At 44.6% G+C, this 19,056-nt stretch carries 13 protein-coding genes; 5 read left to right on the forward strand and 8 right to left on the reverse strand.

Going from position 1 to position 19,056, the window contains the following annotated elements:
* Positions 1 to 15 precede the first annotated feature (15 nt).
* Positions 16 to 1,092, forward strand: a complete 1,077-nt coding sequence (locus tag MAS10914_RS0109810; RefSeq protein WP_017315757.1) for an LOG family protein — start codon at positions 16 to 18, stop codon at positions 1,090 to 1,092.
* 94 nt (positions 1,093 to 1,186) lie between these two features.
* Here MAS10914_RS0109810 and MAS10914_RS0109815 read toward each other — a convergent pair whose 3' ends face one another.
* From MAS10914_RS0109815 to MAS10914_RS0109845, 7 genes are all read right to left on the reverse strand, one after another.
* Positions 1,187 to 2,689, reverse strand: a complete 1,503-nt coding sequence (locus tag MAS10914_RS0109815; RefSeq protein ID WP_017315758.1) for a leucyl aminopeptidase — start codon at positions 2,687 to 2,689, stop codon at positions 1,187 to 1,189.
* 135 nt (positions 2,690 to 2,824) lie between these two features.
* Positions 2,825 to 4,927, reverse strand: a complete 2,103-nt coding sequence (locus tag MAS10914_RS0109820) for a hybrid sensor histidine kinase/response regulator (protein ID WP_017315759.1) — start codon at positions 4,925 to 4,927, stop codon at positions 2,825 to 2,827.
* Positions 4,928 to 4,929: 2 nt separating this feature from the next.
* Positions 4,930 to 5,406 (reverse strand): response regulator, encoded by a 477-nt coding sequence (locus tag MAS10914_RS0109825; RefSeq protein ID WP_017315760.1) that lies wholly within the window; start codon positions 5,404 to 5,406, stop codon positions 4,930 to 4,932.
* A gap of 10 nt (positions 5,407 to 5,416) precedes the next feature.
* Positions 5,417 to 8,215, reverse strand: coding sequence for a PAS domain-containing sensor histidine kinase (locus MAS10914_RS0109830; protein ID WP_017315761.1), 2,799 nt, complete (start codon positions 8,213 to 8,215; stop codon positions 5,417 to 5,419).
* 251 nt (positions 8,216 to 8,466) lie between these two features.
* Entirely contained in the window at positions 8,467 to 9,699 is a 1,233-nt protein-coding gene (locus tag MAS10914_RS0109835) for a hypothetical protein (RefSeq protein WP_017315762.1), read from the reverse strand.
* Positions 9,700 to 10,020: 321 nt separating this feature from the next.
* On the reverse strand, positions 10,021 to 10,848 hold the full coding sequence (locus MAS10914_RS0109840) for an alpha/beta fold hydrolase (protein WP_026082451.1): 828 nt from the start codon (positions 10,846 to 10,848) through the stop codon (positions 10,021 to 10,023).
* A 101-nt stretch (positions 10,849 to 10,949) separates the two neighbouring features.
* Positions 10,950 to 11,678, reverse strand: a complete 729-nt coding sequence (locus MAS10914_RS0109845) for a lysophospholipid acyltransferase family protein (protein ID WP_017315764.1) — start codon at positions 11,676 to 11,678, stop codon at positions 10,950 to 10,952.
* Positions 11,679 to 12,055: 377 nt separating this feature from the next.
* On the opposite strand from MAS10914_RS0109845, the gene metG reads away from it, so the two are divergent.
* The 3 genes from metG to lptC all read left to right on the forward strand — a co-directional run bounded on the left by metG (position 12,056) and on the right by lptC (position 15,671).
* Entirely contained in the window at positions 12,056 to 13,657 is a 1,602-nt protein-coding gene (gene metG / locus MAS10914_RS0109850) for a methionine--tRNA ligase (protein ID WP_017315765.1), read from the forward strand.
* A gap of 152 nt (positions 13,658 to 13,809) precedes the next feature.
* Complete coding sequence (locus tag MAS10914_RS0109855) at positions 13,810 to 14,439, forward strand: LabA-like NYN domain-containing protein (RefSeq protein WP_017315766.1); 630 nt, start codon at positions 13,810 to 13,812, stop codon at positions 14,437 to 14,439.
* Positions 14,439 to 15,671 carry an LPS export ABC transporter periplasmic protein LptC gene (gene lptC, locus MAS10914_RS0109860; RefSeq protein WP_017315767.1) on the forward strand — a complete coding sequence of 411 codons (1,233 nt, stop codon included), beginning with the start codon at positions 14,439 to 14,441 and terminating at the stop codon, positions 15,669 to 15,671. Before MAS10914_RS0109855 ends, lptC begins: the two co-directional genes overlap by 1 nt.
* Positions 15,672 to 15,713: 42 nt before the next feature.
* On the opposite strand, the gene MAS10914_RS0109865 is transcribed toward lptC, so the two are convergent.
* Positions 15,714 to 17,036, reverse strand: a complete 1,323-nt coding sequence (locus tag MAS10914_RS0109865; RefSeq protein ID WP_017315768.1) for a D-alanyl-D-alanine carboxypeptidase — start codon at positions 17,034 to 17,036, stop codon at positions 15,714 to 15,716.
* A gap of 926 nt (positions 17,037 to 17,962) precedes the next feature.
* Here MAS10914_RS0109865 and plsX point away from each other — a divergent pair.
* Positions 17,963 to 18,988: a phosphate acyltransferase PlsX gene (gene plsX / locus MAS10914_RS0109875; RefSeq protein WP_026082452.1), complete on the forward strand. Its 1,026-nt coding sequence runs from the start codon at positions 17,963 to 17,965 to the stop codon at positions 18,986 to 18,988.
* The last annotated feature ends 68 nt before the right edge of the window (positions 18,989 to 19,056 follow it).

Consider the following 19,056-nt stretch of genomic DNA (forward strand, 5'->3'; position numbering starts at 1 on the left):
TTGGCAGCAGTTCTCATGATCTCCGAAGCGTCGTTTGACACATTAGAATCTCTCCAAGCGGATCTCGCTGAATTATTTGAACATTTACCAACGTTGAAGCATCGGCAATATATCATGCAGGCACTAGCGACCATAGTGCGTTTAGCTCACAAGAGTGCAGAAATAGAGCGTCTCGATTGGAAGATATTGTCGTCTGCTTTAGCGGATATGGAGCAGGGTTTCCAGCTATTTTATGCCTACCGACACGTTCGCAAAGTCACGATCTTTGGTTCTGCTCGCCTATCGCCAGAAACACCAGAATACCTCATGGCATATGACTTTGCTCGTTATGTTTGTCGGTTAGGATTTATGGTCATGACAGGCGGTGGCGGTGGAATTATGCAGGCGGGTAACGAAGGTGCGGGACGAGAAAATTCTTTTGGCTTAAATATTCAACTCCCATTTGAGCAACAGGCAAACCCGATTATTGAGGGAGATCCTAAGCTGATACACTTCAAGTATTTCTTCACGCGCAAGCTGTTTCTCTTAAAAGAAAGCGATGCTATAGCTTTGTTTCCTGGTGGTTTTGGCACTCAAGACGAAGCATTTGAGTGCATGACCTTAAGCCAGACAGGTAAATTTGGTCCAGTACCTCTAGTTTTAATTGACCACCCAGGAGGCGATTATTGGCGGTCTTGGAGCGAATACATTGAGAAGCAACTCGTGCAAAAAGGTCTAGTCAGTCCTGATGACCCCAGCCTTTATACAGTGACAGACAACCTGGATATAGCTTGCAAAGCCATTACCAGCTTTTACCAAGTCTATCACTCCTGCCGCTACGTGGGCGATCGCTTGGTCATCCGTCTGAAGATAGATATATCAGATGCGGAAGTAGAACAACTCAATGCTGATTTCAGCGACATTCTTGTTACAGGACGTATTGAAAAAAGTCAGGCTTTACCGCAAGAATCGCAAGATGAAACCTTTGGGCTACCTCGTCTGATTTTGTACTTCAATCAACGAGATTTAGGGCGGTTGTACCAGCTGATCAAAGTGATTAACCAAATGGGTACTCCTTCACCAGAAGAAAAGGCACATCCGGAAAGGAAGTAGCTTCTCAACAACCTCTTATGGGGTGGGCTGGAAAGCCCGCCCTAAATTGAGGAGACAGGTGAGGACACCTGTCCCATATGACAATCAGAACTATTTAGGCTTTAGCGGGAGTCGTTGACTCAACTTCACTCAAAACCCAATTGACTAGGGTACGAACACCGAAGCCAGTTGCACCTGGACTGTTGTAACCATTTTCTTTTTCTGTCCAAACAGGACCAGCAACGTCTAAGTGCGCCCAAGGAGTTTCTTTAACAAACTGCTTGAGGAATAAAGCAGCGGTAATTGAACCACCAGCACGCGGTCCGGTATTCTTCATGTCGGCAATACCGGACTTCAGCCCTTCAAAGTATTTTTCTTCCATTGGCAGCCGCCAAAACTTTTCCCCTGCGGTTTCACCAGCTTTCTGTAGCTGCCCAGCTAAAGCATCATCCGGAGAGAACAAACCAGCAATTTCATCTCCCAAGGCAATTATACAAGCACCCGTGAGAGTCGCTAAATCAACAATTGCATCCACTCCCAGTTTCTCAGCAAAGACTAAGGCATCTGCTAGGGTCAAACGTCCTTCTGCATCGGTATTGTTGACTTCAATAGTTTTGCCGTTGGAAGCAGTTAGAATGTCGCCTGGGTGCATGGCGTGACCGCTGATCATATTCTCCGTGACAGCGGAGATGAAGTGAACTTCCACATCTGGCTTGAGTTGCCCAATGGCTTTTGCCGCACCTAAGGTGGCAGCAGCACCACCCATGTCCATTTTCATCGTTTCAATACCGCTGCCAGCACCTTTTATGTTTAGTCCACCAGAGTCGAATGTTACACCTTTACCAATAATCGCTATCTTGCGTTTTGGTGCCCCTGCTGGTTTGTAAGTTAAGTGAATAAACTTAGGTGGCAGTTCAGAAGCTTTTGCAACTCCCAAGAAAGCTCCCATACCCAATCTTTCACAGTCTTCCTGTTCGAGAATTTCTACTTGTAAACTGTGTTCGGAGGCAATTGCAACCGCAGTTTCTGCCATAGTTATTGGTGTCACAGAGTTAGCCGGCGCTGCTACCAACTGCCGTGCCAAAAATACACCAGAGGAAATTTGATTGGCACGGGTAATAGCCGCTTCCTGTCCACCTAGTCCTAGTAAATCGACTTGTTCGACTTGGGGACCTTTATCCTCTGGTTCAGATTTAAAGCGATTATCCTGGTATAGAGCTAATTGAACTCCTTCGGCAAGTGCTTGCGCGGTTTGCGCCCTGTCGTTGTTCCAAATTGGCAGGCTAATTCCTAGAGTTCTGCACTTCTGCTTTTTAGCTAATCTGCCAACGACGGCGGCGGCTCTGCGTAAGGTTTCGATTGTCAGAGCTTCGGGTTTCCCTAAACCTACTAGTATAATTTTACGAACCGGGCTACCAGCACCTACTCGCGTAACAATACTGCTGCCTTGTTTACCCTTAAATTCCTCTTCGGTAATCAGCTCTTTTATACTGCCAGCCAAATTTTCATCTAAAGTTGCCAGTTCGCCAGTTAATTCTACAGCATCTTCAAATAATCCAATTGCCAAACCATCCCCCGTCCATTTTAGAAGGGGGGTATCAGTTCCACGAATTTCCATTTCTTGTGTTCTGCGTAAAACTTCTTGTACCAGTATTGCTTAAAATAAACAATTTATGCTTATGAAAGTGGGTAGTAGGTAGTAGGTAGTGGGTAAAAACAACTAACAACTAACAACTATCAACTATCAACTAACTCAATGACTAAGCAATTGTGCTACGACATTCGCTAATTCATCTGGCATAACGGGCTTAGAGAGATGTTTTTGGAAACCTGCCGCGATCGCCAAGTGGCGATCTCTATCTCCAGCATATGCCGTGAGGGCGATCGCCTGAATGTGTCCTCCCTTTTCGGGTGGCAATGCCCTAACTTGGCGAATCAGGCTGTAGCCATCTTCTTCTGGCATACCAATATCGCTGATGAGCACATCTGGTTGAAATGTTGCCAGAACCTCTAATGCTGAGGCAGCGGAGGTGACAGCAGTGGTAATTGCTCCAAAATCCTGCAAAGCAAATACCACAAAATCTCGTGAGTCAGCGTCATCGTCTACGACCAAGACGCGCACACCTTCAAGTGGAGATGAGGGAGATGAGGAAGATAATGAAGATAATGAAGATAATAATGTTGATTTGCCTGCGCCTTTCTTCTCAAGGATTGGCAGATGCACAGTAAATGTTGCTCCTTGTCCTTCTCCTGCACTCTCTGCTGTGACAGTTCCACCATGCAGTTCTACCAGGTGACGTACAATTGCCAAACCCAATCCCAAACCCCCATGTTTACGAGTGGTAGAACCATCTGCCTGACGAAAGGAATCAAACACGTAAGGAAGAAAGTTAGAATTTATCCCCATACCTGTATCTCTCACCGTAATTCTGACATACTCTGGGGAGTGGGGAGTCGGGAATGGAGAGGACCTTGTCTCATCTTCCTGATCTCCCCCCACTCTTTTGAGATCCACTTCTACCCGTCCTCCCTGTGGGGTAAACTTAATGGCGTTAGACAGGAGATTCCAGACAATTTGCTGTAATCGGCTCGGGTCGCCTAAAACAAGGAATTTTGGCTTTTGGATTGTGGATTGAGGAGGACAGGAGATCTCTCCTTGTCCGCTTGCCATCTTGTCTGCCGTTGCCAATCCAGAATCTAAAATTGTAAATTGCAAATTGATTGATTTGGCTTGAGCTGCTAGACGCATTGTGTCAATAGCGGCTTCAATTGCTGGAATCAGATTTGTTGGATGGGGACGCAGAGTCAACTTACCACTAATAATGCGAGACACATCGAGCAAATCTTCAATAAGTTGTGTTTGTAACTTGGCGTTGCGCTCAATTGTTTCCAAGGCACGACTTAAGCTTGTTGCATCCAATGTGCGGGTACGTAGTATTTTTGACCAGCCTAGGATGGCATTGAGTGGCGATCGCAACTCATGGGAAAGCACTGCCAGAAACTCATCCTTAATCCGGTTTGCCCGTTCCAATTCTTCCTTTTGTTGTCGTAACTCAGCTTCCCTTGCCTGTAATGCTCGTTCTGCCAGCTTGTACTCTGTTACGTCACGAGCAATGCTCAGTAATGATTGTACGTTGCCATTTTGAGTATATTCTGGCACAATCCTTACTTGGTAGTAAATGTGTCCCTTTTGTGAGGGAAAATTGAACTCCATCCAGCAGCCAGATCCCGTGGCAAAGACTTGGCGCAATCTCGCTTCCCAAGCTTCATGAAGTTTCTCTGGATACCCCATTTCGGCAACGGTTTTACCCAGCCACTTTTCTAGTGGTATCCCTGTTGCTAGTTCTGTTGCGGGATTTACGTAGCAGTAGCGGAGTTCTCCATCAATGCGGGCGATCGCGTCTGGTGAATTTTCCGCTAAAGCTCTAAACTCCTGTTCGCGGCGGTGTAGTTCTGCCTCTGCAATTTTACAGGCGCGTTGATACTGGGCTTCGCGTAGCGCACGGCGTACCGAGGGCACCAGACGGTCTAACCGTTGCTTGAGGACATAGTCAGTCGCACCGCTTTTAAGGGTTTCGATAGCGACTTCTTCTCCCATTGTTGCGGTGATAAAAATGAAGGGGATATCCGGGCAGTAATGCTGCGCCATCTTTAGGGCTGTAATACCATCAAACCCAGGCAAGGAGTAATCTGAAAGAATGAGGTCAAAGCTATCTTGCTCTAGCGCCATCTGGAATTCAGCTTGCGTCTTCACCTGTACCTGTTCGCAGGCAATACCGCCTTCACTCAGCAGGGCATAGATGAGTTCTGCATCCAGCAAACTATCTTCCAGCAAAAGAAATCTTAGACCTGACATTGCTATATTCCTGCAACTCCTTGAGTACTTCGTGCCGGAGGTAACGAACCGGGGGGTGGTTCATTAATTATTGCCCAAAATAACCCCAGCCCTCTAATGACTTCAACAAATTCATGAAAATCGATAGGCTTAACCACGTAGCCATTGACGCCAAGGTCATAACAGCGAGCTAGATCCTGCTCTTCACGGGAAGAGGTTAACACAACCACTGGCACCACTCGCAATTGTGGATCAGCCTTGAGTTGCATCAGAACTTCTATGCCATCAACTTTTGGTAACTTGAGATCCAGCAGTACCACAACCGGATGACCCTCACGGCGCAAACGATATAAACCTCGACGGTGTAGGTAATCCAATGCTTCTTCGCCGTCACGAACGACAACGACTTCATTGCCCAAATGGTTTTCTGCCAGTGAAGTCAGGATTAACTCAACATCGTTAATGCTGTCCTCAACTAGGAGAATGCGCTTTAGTTCCATCGTATACTCTCTACTCTCCACTACTCACTTCAAATCTCCTTGGTAGCGAAAAATAAAAAGTCGCGACCTTGTCTATTTCACTCTCTGCCCAAACCCGTCCACCATGACGGTGAATAATGCGTTGGACATTTGCCAATCCAACTCCCGTTCCTTCAAATTGTGGGTCACTGTGCAGCCGTTGAAAAACGCCAAAGAGTTTGTGAGCATATTTCATATCGAAACCAATGCCGTTATCTCGCACGAAGAATACCACTTCTTGCTCACTGCTGATACTGCCTAAAGTTATTTCTGTTGTGGGGCGGGTTTTACTATATTTAAGAGCATTTTCTAGCAAATTGCGAAGAACTAGCCGCAACATAGAAGGGTCGCCTTGTACCTGAGGCAAGGATTCTATTTGCCAGGAAACCTGATAGTTTTTGGTTTCTGGTACGAGATCTCCTTGCACCTCCCGCACCAGTAGATTCATATCAATGGTGGTATGACGCATTTCTGTGCGCCCCATACGGGAGAATGTTAACAAATCATCAATTAATTTACCTGCTTGTTTGGTGGCTTCGGTAATAATGTTGAGGTAACGTTGACTAGTTTCATCCAGCGCTGTTGAGCCGAGACGTTTTTGCAGCAAGTCCACGAATCCAGTGATGTGCCGCAAGGGTGCCCGCAGGTCATGGGAAACTGAGTAGGAAAAGGATTCCAGTTCTTTGTTGGCAGCTTCTAGTTGAGATGTCCGCTGTTTTACCCGTTCTTCGAGGGTTTCGTTGAGTTGTCGAATTTGAGCTTCGGCTTGCTTGCGGTTTTCAATGTCTATACAAGAGCCGATATAACCAAGAAATTCGCCTTCAGGGGTGAATCGAGGCACACCAATATCTAAAATCCAACGATACTCTCCATCAAATCGCTGGAGGCGGTACTCCATTCGGAAATCTTGGCGGGCATCAAATGCATGAGTATATCTTTCTAGACAACGCAGGAAATCATCGGGATGCACACCTTGCAACCAGCCATTGCCAAGCTCCTGCTCCATCGTCCGTCCGGTAAAATCTAACCAAGGTTTATTGAAGTAGTTAAATAGTTTATCTTTCCCGGACATCCAAACCATCATCGGAGCAGTATCGGTGACATAACGGAAGCGTTGCTCGCTTTCAATGAGGGCGGCTTCTGCCCGCTTGCGATCGCTTAGATCTAGAATGAAGGCGATCGCCTCTTCCCGTTTCTCCCCTATCAAAGTAAAGCCAATTAACACAGGAACACGAGTCCCATCTTTACGGATGTACTCTTTTTCGTAAGGAATGCAAACTCTCTTCTCCTTTGCCTCGGCGATCGCCGCCTCATCCAACGGGATATACTCTGGTGGCGTTATATCTCTCCAGCACACTCGACCTTGTTGGAAATCTTTACGGGTATAGCCAACAATACGGAGATAGGCATCATTGACCTCACTCACTCCTCCATACACATCGCCAAAGTGAATACCAATGATGTCTGATTCTACAAATAGCCGCAGCCGTGCTTCGCTCTGCCGTAATGCTTGTTCTGACCGTTTTTGGTCATCAATGTCGGTGCTGGTGCCAAACCACTTGATAATTGTGCCGCCCTCGTCACGTAATGGTAAAGCTTGCGCTATGTGCCAACGGTAAGCGCCATCAACTCGTCTGAGGCGGTACTGCACCTCAACTCGATTTCCTGTCTGGAGTCCGGTTGTCCATTTTTCTATAGCTGTTGGCAAGTCGTCAGGATGAACAACCTGTTGCCAATCCCATCCCAAGGTTTCGTGGATTTTTAGTCCAGTGTAGTCCAGCCAACGCTGATTGAAGTATTCTACCAAGCCATCAGCGTTGGTCATCCAAACCATTTGAGGAACGTTTTCCGCAAGCAATCGATAGCGTTCTTCACTTTGGCGCAGTGCAGCTTCTGCTTGTTTGCGATTGCTATCTAGCTTATTAAGGAAAGTTGCGTTCCGCCAAATGAGTGCTAAAAACATCACATCCAGCGACACCACTAGCAGCGATATACTAAAAGCGGAGTCGTACTGCTTCGCTCTTTGTCCTTGAAGAATCAACCAGCCCACAGCCAGAGGCAGGACGATTGCATTTGGTATCAACAGACGCGCGATTGCACCGCCATTCAGTTCACTGGTAATCGTTTGCATGAATCCGTGATTGGGACGGGTGTACAATACTCCCAAACAAAGCACCCCAAACGTTAGTGCCGTATGTAACGCCATGGAGGTAGTATAAGCTCCGAACTGGTAAAAATTTCTCACCCCATAGGCATAGCCAATGAATGCTTGCAAAGAAATTAAAGCAACAACCAAGGTCAAACCCTGAGCTAGCCAATAACAGCGGTAAGTCTTTTGCCCCAACAGCCACAGCGCTACACCTATGAGCACAAAATTTCCGGCAGTATTTGTGCCCATCCGACCCTGATGAGATGTTTCTACAGCTTTCCGTAAGTCACGAAACAGGAGTTCGTCAATACCAATATTCCATCCAAAGAGGTATTGACATAAGGTGAGAAGTCCAAAAAGCATTACGGCGATGGCGCAACTTTGGGCTATAAGGACATGAAAACGCGGGGATATGGGGAAACCTCCCCTTTTGCGCTCCTGTGTTTTTAACAAAAGCCAAAGTGACACCCCAGACAGTAAAAAAGCGATCGCGGTATTGGCTTTCATTGTCACGAGTCCTGGAAGTACGCTCTTGAGCAGGGCAATGTCAACTATCCAGCCAATCAACACGATACAACCGACGAAAATAACAAAGACACTTGCAGCTTGTGAAAGGGTTCTAGTAACGGTGAAGTTAGGCATAAACCTTCACCCCAGCATTAGGGTTTTGTGCTCTGATACGATAGTTGCAGGACATAGTTTCCTACATTGCTTTGCCAAATTAAAAAGTTTGAAAATATTGCTACAATCTACCTTAAGATTGATGGCAATTTTTATAAATTTACCCAGAGATAGATTTATTATTTATTCCGGTTTTTAAATATCAACAAAAAACCCAGTTTCTCTAAGAAACCGGGTTTTTTAGTTAAGCATCTTGCCCAAGAAAAATTCAATTACTTCTTGCCGACAACGTTTCTTGATGCATTAACAGTAGACCGAATAAAATTAATATCAAGGTCAAACTTGGTGGCAAGAGTATTAATGATATCTTGTGCGGCTGGAGTCGTTTCACCTTTGATTCTGGCTATTTTGTAACATTGAGCCAACAATGGTACAGCGAAATCACGGTTGAGTTGATTAACAAGTGTCTCCAAAGGCTGAGGTGATTCGATATTTTGAGATATTGCTTCCAAGGAAGTTGAACTCAGGTTCAAACCTTGCAACTGTGGCGAAATTTCTGACCACGTTTTTTCTGGATAGCTGGCAAGGATAAAATGAACCAAAATTTGATCCATCACCGCTTCTTGAGCAATAGCTTTTTCCAGATAATTTTCGCTTTCCTGCTTCAATTGCGCCAGTGTTTCTTCGGATGTCAGCGATTTTGATTCATCGAGTTTAGCTTCATAAAATCGACAAGCCGCATATCCTAACGAGTAAACCATCGTTGCATTTGAGCTAGCACCAATCATCGCACCGGCAAAAGGCACGTTTCGCAGTAAGCCTAAACCCGCAGTTCTCAAGAGGCGTCCACCACCTAATGCCAAACCAAAAATCGCCAAAACTTCACCTTTACGGGCAGTATCTTTCAAATCTAACCCATAGGCAGCTGCAATCTGATAAATCATTTCTGACTGCAATTGCGTTGTGGCTGCCAAATCAATTGCCAACAGCGCCGCCGCGAATCCTGGCAAAATGCTACTTGCAAAACCAATTCCACCTGCTTTTGTGGCTTTTTCCACCATGATACGGTGGGCGATTTGGCTGGGTGATTCATTCGGATGCTCTTGCTGAAGCTTTTTCACCGCCGCTGCGGCTTTTTCTAAATCAACGTTGTCAGCAGCGCCAACCAACCAATTCAGATTTAACACGCCAGCTACCCTGCGGATTAACCAATTCTCGCCAAGGCGTTCTGTAACTTGTCCTGCTGTATGAGTTGCTAGCTCAATAAGCTTGTGAGTTTGTTTTGCCGTCGCTTCTCCCACTTCAGCTGCTGTTTCTACAACTGCTTTACCTGCTTCCACCGCAGTGCTACCAGCCGCTGCTCCTACACCTACTGCTGTTCCGACGACACAGCCTAATGTTTCGGCAACGGATTCTAACAAAGACGGCTTATCTTCTTGTGCTTCGGAAGGAGGTGAATTATTGAGTTTTTTATCCTCTTTTTCTTTTTGGGGTTTATCTGCCATTGATTGGCACCTTCTGAAAGTCTTTCTATTCTGGTTGTAACGAAGGTTTGCTCTGCTTGGCTTCCTTCTATAAGGGTACGTCGTAAGAGGAAGTTTGCAGATGAGTTGCTGAACGCTATCGAATAGGGCGAGTGTTTTTAGCAGCGGATGCAGCCCCCTGAGGTTTTTGAGATTAAACCACAGATAAACACTGATGTAGGCGTAAGCCGTGCCGTAAACTACACCAATATTTATCTGTATTTATCTGTGTTTATGCTGTATCCCCATCAGGGGATGCGATTTTTTATTTTGCATGAAATGCAAGTGCCCCTCACCTTTTGCCTAGCTCCTAACCTCTAACTCATTCGCTATTTGAGCAAGACTTTCTAAAAAATTGTTTGCTTTCATAATTTCGTAGAGATTAGTGTCTGTTTCTAGTAAGCAGGCGTGTCCGCTCTCAGGTAGCACAACCATCTTGGAGTTAGGAAAGATATTGACTAAACGTCTTGCTTCATCAAGAGAAGGTAAAAGTCGGTCATTGGCACCGGCAATAACCAAAACGGGTTGAGTGAGGCGGCGTAACTGCACATCATCAACATGAAACTCTCTCAGTAACGAGATCCGCCAAAGCACTGTTTGTGGTGGTACGGAACGCATGGTTTTTAGGAGTTCATGGCGATCGCTCTTAGAAATGCGGGACAATGATGCTAGAAATGGCATTAAACCCAGTGCGCCGATGTCATAAAGGTTGGATGGGACGAAGTAAGTCAGTTGGGAAGACAAACTTAACAAAGGGCGAAGATTAAAGGCGCTTGCTGAGTTAATAAGAACGATACGCTTAAATAACTGTGGTGCTTTGATCGCCACTTTCTGCGCCAAACAACCTCCAAACGACTCTCCACACAGGTAAACAGAACGCTGGGAGCTTTTTTCCAATTCGGCGTGGATCAAGTCCAATACGTTATTAGCTAACACATCCCAACTGGTGAAGTCTTCCCGTGGTATTGCTAAACAGCGGACATCAAAGCCAACTTCTAATCCGGCAGTTTGCGATCGCAATAGTTGACCAGTTCCATCCATCCCTGGCAAATATACAAATAGTGGAAACTCTGGCTGTAGTCTTCTGGGAGTTAGGAAACACGGCTTAAGCTCAACTTTTGGAGTAGTCATTAGTCATTAGTTAGTAGTCATTAGTCATTAGTCATTAGTCATTAGTCATTAGTTATCAGCTAACTTAAAAACAAACGATAAAGGATTAATGACTAAGGTTTTTAATAGCAGCCTTCACGCAGTAAGTTAGTAATTTCGGAGTGACAATGATTTGTCAATTCCGTCACCACAGTTTTGGCTTTTTTCCCTTGATATTTTTCTTTTTCTAAGAGTTTAATCCAATATGGGCGACCAATCAGTACGGCAACGCGACGATATGTGACTAAGGGATGCCAACCTGATTGATTAAATAAAGGTTCTGACGGATCAAACAAACTTAACAGCCTCAAAGGTACGGCAGATGTGTTAACTTCTTCAAGGGACGCTATCGCGATTGGCAAAATTGCTAAGTCCTGCACCTGCGCTCGCAATGCCAAATGGGCAAAACCTCGTTGAAATTCACCTACCCGGTTCGGTTGGGTAAATTCCACCATTGGTTTTGTTCCTTCGGGAAAGACTCCTACTATTTGCTTTGACTGCAACAGGAGTTGTGACTGCTGAAAAAAGCTTTGCTGGCGTTGTTGATTTGCCTCCTCTAGGGGAAAACAGCCCAATTGTCCCGTGACAATCTCCCGCATTATTGGGACTTGTCCCATGTAGTGATGGCAAGCAAAGCGAATTGGACTCGATAGCACCGCCATTAAAATTGGTGCATCCATAAAGCTGCGGTGATTGCTCACTACTAACACACTGGCATCTTGAGGAATGCGATCCTCGTAGTAGCGAAATATTTTTGTTGATAGCGCCGCCAGTAACCAGCGAGAAATCTCAAGGGGGCTATTTACACTCATGTCTTTTCAATATAAATTTTCAGAGAAGTTCGCAGCATATCTTGATGAAATTTTTACATTTCTTAACCAAGAAGGACGACTGCCTTAAGGTAGAAATGTCATATCAACAAAATCGTTAAAATCCTTTGGGGAAAAGAGGTTTGTCTTCCAATGATATGAAATCTAATCACAAATTTTCTGTGGAATATTAGCAGGAACTTCCTGTTTTTTTAGAGACATTAACTGAAATTATACTTATCATCAAAAAACTCAAACCAGAGAAATTTGCTAGTATTAAGGAGTTGATTGAAAATATGATAGTTATGTTATATAATGGCGTGGTTTTACTGATAAAAGTAAGGTAGAAAACATTTTTAACAACTCATTTTTTATTGTGCATGAATGAAGTGAATAAAACAGAAAAGACATTTGCGCTCACCACACCGCTCTATTATGTAAACGACTTACCCCATATTGGCAGTGCTTATACAACAATGGCAGCAGATGTGGTGGCGCGATTTCAAAAACTTTTGGGGCATAGGGTACTGCTGATTACGGGGACAGATGAGCATGGGCAAAAAATTCAGCGGACAGCCGAAAGTAAAGGGCGATCGCCACAAGAATACTGTGATGATATTGTGCCTAGTTTCGTTTCTTTGTGGAAGTTGCTGAACATTCAATATGATCGTTTTAGTCGCACCACAGCTCCTCGTCATGAAGCGATCGTTAAAGAATTTTTCCAGAGAGTATGGGAAGCAGGGGACATCTACCAAGGACAACAAAAAGGCTGGTACTGTGTCTCCTGTGAAGAATTCAAAGAAGAAAGAGAACTGTTAGAAGCGCACCGCTGTCCCCTCCATCCAAACAAACAAGTCGAGTGGCGCGACGAGCAGAACTACTTCTTCCGCTTATCTAAATATCAAGAGAACCTGCAAGCACTTTACAAGTCTCGACCGGATTTTATCCAACCAGAAAGCCGGCGAAATGAAGTCCTCAACTTTGTGAATCAAGGGTTGCAGGACTTCTCTATTTCGCGGGTGAACTTGGACTGGGGTTTTCCAGTACCAGTCGATCCCAACCATACTATTTATGTTTGGTTCGATGCACTTTTAGGTTATGTCACCGCTTTGCTAGAACCGGACGAAGAACCAACGTTAGAAAATGCCCTAGCAAAATGGTGGCCTATAAACCTGCACCTCATTGGTAAGGATATCCTGCGCTTCCACACAGTGTACTGGCCTGCAATGCTCATGTCAGCGGGCATTTCATTGCCAGAGCGAGTCTTTGTGCATGGCTTTTTGACCAAAGATGGTCAGAAAATGGGCAAAAGTCTGGGTAATACCCTTGATCCCATAATTCTGGTAGAACGTTATGGTAGTGATGCTGTTCGTTATTACTTCCTTAAGGAAATCGAATTTGGCAAGGATGGCGACTTTAATGAAAGTAGATTCATTAATGTTTTGAATGCAGATTTGGCGAATGATTTAGGTAATTTGCTAAATCGAACTCTAAACATGGTGAAGAAATACTGTGCTGGAAATGTGCCGACAATTACAAATGAAGATATTCCTTTTGAACATCCTTTGAAAGCGATTGGTTTACGTCTTGAGGAACAGGTGAAAAATGCGTATGGAGCGTTAGCTTTCAATCAAGCTTGTGCAGCTATCCTTTCACTGGTGCAAGCCAGCAATAAGTTTATTGATGAACAAGCTCCTTGGTCATTGTATAAACAAGGACAGCAGCAAGCAGTAGAAAAGGTTCTATATGCAGTACTTGAATCAGTGAGATTAGCAGCTTATCTCTTGTCTCCAGTGATTCCTGATATCAGTAGTGATATTTACCAGCAATTGGGCTTTGAAATAAATTTTAACGAGCAAATAAAAACTGCCATAGCTGCTCCTTTTGCCATTCATGGGAAATGGGGGGTGCTAACCAATCAACAAAAGCTGGCTGAACCCCGACCAATTTTTAAGCGAATAGAACCTCCTAAAAACGATTAGTTGTTTGAAATTTCAATTTCGGATTTTGTCTGAATTTATCGGGACTAAATTGATTAGTCCTGAAAGCTTATCATAAGCCGCTCTAACCTTGTCTTTAGAAGTAGAAAAAAAGTATCAATTATTACAAGGATAAAAAAAGAGGTATGACAACAATGTTGAATAATCTGGAAAACGACTCAATATTCACGCCAGAACAAGTTTTAGAAAATCGGGGTCGTGTTGCAATATTTATTGATGGCTCAAATTTATTTTATGCAGCACTGCAACTAGGAATTGAAATTGATTACACGAAGTTACTATGCAGATTGACAGCTGGCTCTAGACTGCTGCGAGCTTTCTTTTACACTGGAGTAGACCGCACCAACGAGAAACAGCAGGGTTTTCTGTTGTGGATGCGACGCAACGGGTATCGAGTCATTGCTAAAGATTTGGTACAGTTGCCAGATGGATCAAAAAAAGCCAACTTGGATGTAGAAATTGCGGTAGATATGATGGCTTTAGTAGATTCATATGATACAGCGGTGTTAGTGAGCGGCGATGGAGATTTGGCGTATGCGGTCAATTCGGTGAGCTATCGCGGCGTGCGGGTCGAAGTCGTGAGTTTGCGCTCAATGACGAGCGACAGTTTAATCAATGTTAGCGATCGCTATATTGATTTAGAAGCAATAAAAGAAGATATTCAAAAAACCCCTCGCCAAAGCTATCCTTATCGACCATTATCCAGTATGGGTTTTTTGGAAGACCCTAGGGAAAGTGACGGTCATTTAGAAATTCAAGAGTAATGAAGCAGCAAGAAAAGAAGAGGGGGAGAGGGGAGGAAAAAAAGAGGGGGGGAAGTAGAAGAAATTTTCCCCACTCCTTCACTCCCCGGCTCCTTTTTTTAACCCTTTGCCTAACAATTGGGTTAGCGGCGTGTGGTGGAAGCAAAAACCAAGTAGTCACCAAAACTCCTTCTGAGAGTCCATCACCACTGAACAAGGAAAATAATTTGACTTTCTTTGATGTCACCTTGGAACAGGCTGATGAAGTCGGACGACCTATTTGGAGAGTCAAAGCTAAACAGGCGAAATACACCAAAGAAAAACAAATTGGTGAGGCTGAGAGTCCCTATGGTGAACTCTACCAAGATGGCAAAGTCGTATATCAAGTACAAGCTCAAAAGGCAGACATTGAGCAAGATGGTAAGCAGTTGTTTCTCAAAGGAAAGATAATTGCTACAGACCCGCGCAATGGTGTTGTGTTGCGCGGTAATGAATTGGAATGGCGACCCAAAGAAGATTTGCTCATTGTCCGCAACCAGCTCAACGGCACCCATAAACAACTACAAGCGGTGGCGACCGAAGCACGAGTCACAACTCGTCAACAGCGCATAGAATTTTCTGGAGGGGTGGTTGCAAACTCCTCTGAACCGCAATTGCAAATGCGAACTGAGCATTTGATTTGGCGAATAAAAGAGGAAAAATTAATAGGCGATCGCCCCCTCCAGATTGACCACTATAAAAATAACCAAATTACCGACCGAGGTAAAGGAGACGCTGCTGAAGTCAACTTGAAAACAAAAATTGCCACTGTTACGAAGAATGGTCAGATGGAATTACTAGACCCACCAGTGCAAATAGCTAGTAATTCTATGAGTTGGAACCTAAACACAGAAACTGTCACCACAAATTCTCCTGTGCGGGTATTCCATCGCGCTGAAAATACGACGGTAAGTGCTAATCAAGGTGAAATGAAGATAGCGCAAAAAACCATTTATTTAACAGGCAATGTTTACAGTGTTGGACAGCGTCGCCAGACTCTTAGATCGAAGACCTTAACATGGTATCTTGACAAAAAATTGGTTGAGGCTGAAGGCGATGTGGTTTATCGCCAAGTAGACCCTCCGTTAGCTTTTACAGGTGAAAAAGCTTCTGGTAATCTACAAGGAGAAACTATTGTTGTCACTGGTGGCAATTCTGGTAATAAGGTAGTGACAGAAATTATTCCGCAAGAACGGAAAGTTAAAAGTCAATAGTTAGTGGGTAGTGGTCAACAACTAACAACTACCTACTAACAACTACCCTCCATATAACATCTCATTACGCTCATCTGCTCCAAATTGGGGTAATGTGTTGATGGCTATGTGGGGAGCAAGGGTAGCAGGAACACCTTGAGCTACTTGGAGTTGCTGCGAAAGACGTTGCAACAATTGGTCTTGCCCAGCGCGAAAACCTGAAATGTTTGTACCACGGTTAATAATGGCAAACCAAACCAAACCGCGATCGCGTGTAGGCATCACTCCTGCTAAAGCACTGACATCCCGGAGAGTACCAGTTTTCATGATAGTGGCAGCAGGTAGGTGTCTGGAGTGCATTGTTCCCCGATGGTCCAACCCTGAGGCTGGAAATAAGTCAGCCAAAGTCAACTCATGAACAAGTGCTTTCTGTTGAATTGCCATTAACATAGCACAAACTGCTCTGGGGGAAATGCGATTTTCCTGTCCCAAACCTGAACCGTTGATTAACTGAATTTCTGACTGGGGTACCCTTGCAAGCCTAGCAGCTGTAAATTGGACGACTTGCGCTCCCCCAACAGCCTCTGCTAGCATCTGAGCCATCTCATTGTTACTGAAAACGTTCATCTCCCTGATGATTTGCTTTAACGGGAGCGAGTAGTGACGCAGGAGCAACATCTGTTGAGGATTGGCTTGAGCCTCGACTTTCACTACCCCTGCAATGACAACTTGAGGCTTGGGAGTTCCTTTTGGCATGAGCGAGTGTTGAAAAGCGGCTGCACGCGACCAAGTGGCAGTATTTAATGCTTGCTTGAGCATCTGACCTGCTAGCAGCGGATGCCGTTGAAAATTCATGGCAAAATTGCCAGTAATGACCAAATTTCCTGTGATCCGCTTAATGCCCATCTTGTTGAGACTATTCCCAATGGCGATCGCTTCCTCCCAGACAAACAACGGATCACCACCGCCAGTAATCACCAAATCGCCTTGTAACACCCCATTTTGCAATGGTCCTGTAGCGCTGACCAAAGTTTGAAATTGGTGGTCTGGTCCAAAATTGTCTAAAGCAACAAGTGAGGTGGCAATTTTGGTTAAGGAAGCAGCAGGTAGAGGAATTGTACCTTGGTGATTAGCCATCAGCATAGGTCCTGACTGTATCCAAATTCCCTGGCTTTGGGTTTGATTTGCTGCTACTAATTTCAATGTTTGCAGTCCCTTGAGATATTCCAGCACTGTAGTAGCCCCAACTGGATTTGGATCGGCGGCAAGAACCAAGCCAGGGCTACCTTGCCAAGCCAATATATCCAAAGCATTTATCGGCTTGACATTTACCCCAGCCATTTCGAGCCAAATAGAAATCAAACCTGAACCAAACAATTCCAGCATGCTTCATTCCTCTGTAGAAGGTGCTACTTTGTTTTCTGTATTATTATGTAAGTGTTCCATGCTGTTAAGCATTGAGCCTTGATACCAGATGATTTTGCCTTGCGGAAGTAGAGTGTGTAATAAAGTGTTTGTAGAAACCATAACCCTCACTTCAAAATACCTGGAAATAGGGGTTTTCATCTTACACTGTTGCGAAATCTAGTATTTCGTGTCAGAGTAGCCATTTCTGGACTCGCACTTTCTGGTTTTCCAGATTCTCATCTGCCTTTTCTCTAAAGCATGCACCAAGATTTTTGCCCTTAAGGTACAAAAGAGCAACTTTGTCATTTGGTGATTATACTGTTTTAGGAGAACTTAGATTTTCCCAAAGGGTAAAAAATAGATGATGGGAAAGGAAAAAAAATGAAGAACACAGGATGAAAGATGACCAGTTTATACCTCTTACCTGATTCCTCTGCCTTCAGTTCGTACTTCCTGCTACCCTTTGGGAAGCCCCTGTCTCGCTGTCTACAGGCTTTTGCCTTCAGTTCATATTTCATCCTTCTCAATTGAGTCTTCAAGTAACTCGGTTTTGTCTATCCAACATTTTCCTGATGTCAGCACTTCCATCAGGCTAATTTTTTGATTTTAAGCAATCTTCTGCTTTTTGTACGGCAAAAGTGCACTTTTTTGTGAAAGTAAGTAAATTTTCTCCTCCATGCCGTGATTTAACTCCTCAGTTACAGAGGTGATTCATGCTATGTTGGGCTTGTGAGAACCTCTAAAGAAAGAATGAAACAAAGCATCAAGGATGAAGGATAAAGGATGAAAACTTTAGACTTCATGTTTCATACTTTATACTTCGTGCTTTTGCCTTTATCAGAACATTTACGACTTTCAGCAGAGGCATCTGGTAAAATTTGTAAGGTTTCTAGAAGCTCTGAGCAATGGGATCGACTTGCGCACGGATCGCAATTGACGCAATGGGAGGGGATCACGCACCCGGTGAAATCGTGGCTGGCGCACTGCGGGCACGAGAAGAATTGGGTGTAAAAGTCTTACTGGTGGGCGATCCCCAACAAATAGAAAGGAAACTGCCGCCAAACACAAATCTGGGGCAGGTGGAGATCGTTCCTGCTGAGGATGCGATCGCAATGGACGAGGAGCCTTTAAGCGCCATCAGACGCAAACCCAAGGCTTCGATCAACGTGGCGATGGATTTGGTGAAACGTCAACAGGCAGATGCTGTGGTTTCTGCCGGTCACTCTGGGGCAGCTATGGCAGCAGCTTTGCTCCGCCTGGGACGACTGCGAGGGATTGACCGTCCCGCAATTGGTGCGGTTTTCCCCACGATAGTCGCAAATAAGCCAGTGCTGATACTTGATGTCGGCGCAAACGTAGACTGCCGTCCTAAGTTTTTAGAACAGTTTGCCGTCATGGGGTCGGTTTACAGTCAATATGTTTTGGGTATTGAACAACCATTAGTAGGTTTGTTGAATATCGGTGAAGAAGACAGCAAAGGCAATGACGCGGCTGTCCGCGCTAACCAACTGCTGCGTGAAAATCCCCAAATTTCATTTATTGGCAATGCTGAAGGACGTGATGTCCTTTCTGGTCGCTTTGATGTGATTGTATGTGATGGGTTTGTGGGTAATGTGTTGCTAAAATTTGCCGAGGCGGTTGGGGGAGTTATTCTGCAGATTTTGCGAGAAGAATTACCCCAAGGATTGCACGGTCAAATTGGTACAGCAATTTTAAAACCAAACCTCAAGCGAATTAAGCAGCGCATGGATCATGCAGAACACGGAGGAGGCTTACTTTTGGGCGTAGACGGAATTTGCATTATTAGTCACGGTAGCTCCCAAGCACCTTCGATTTTTAATGCAATTCGCATAGCAAAAGAAGCTGTAGATAATCAAGTGCTGGACAGAATTCAGTCCCAATATCAAAGCACTCAGTGCGAGAGTGGTTAGCAGTTAACTGTTCAAAGTCAAAAGTCAAAGTAAAAAGTCAAAAGTCTTTTACTAATGACTAATGACTA

This window comes from Mastigocladopsis repens PCC 10914 (genome assembly GCF_000315565.1).
Classification (GTDB): domain Bacteria; phylum Cyanobacteriota; class Cyanobacteriia; order Cyanobacteriales; family Nostocaceae; genus Mastigocladopsis; species Mastigocladopsis repens.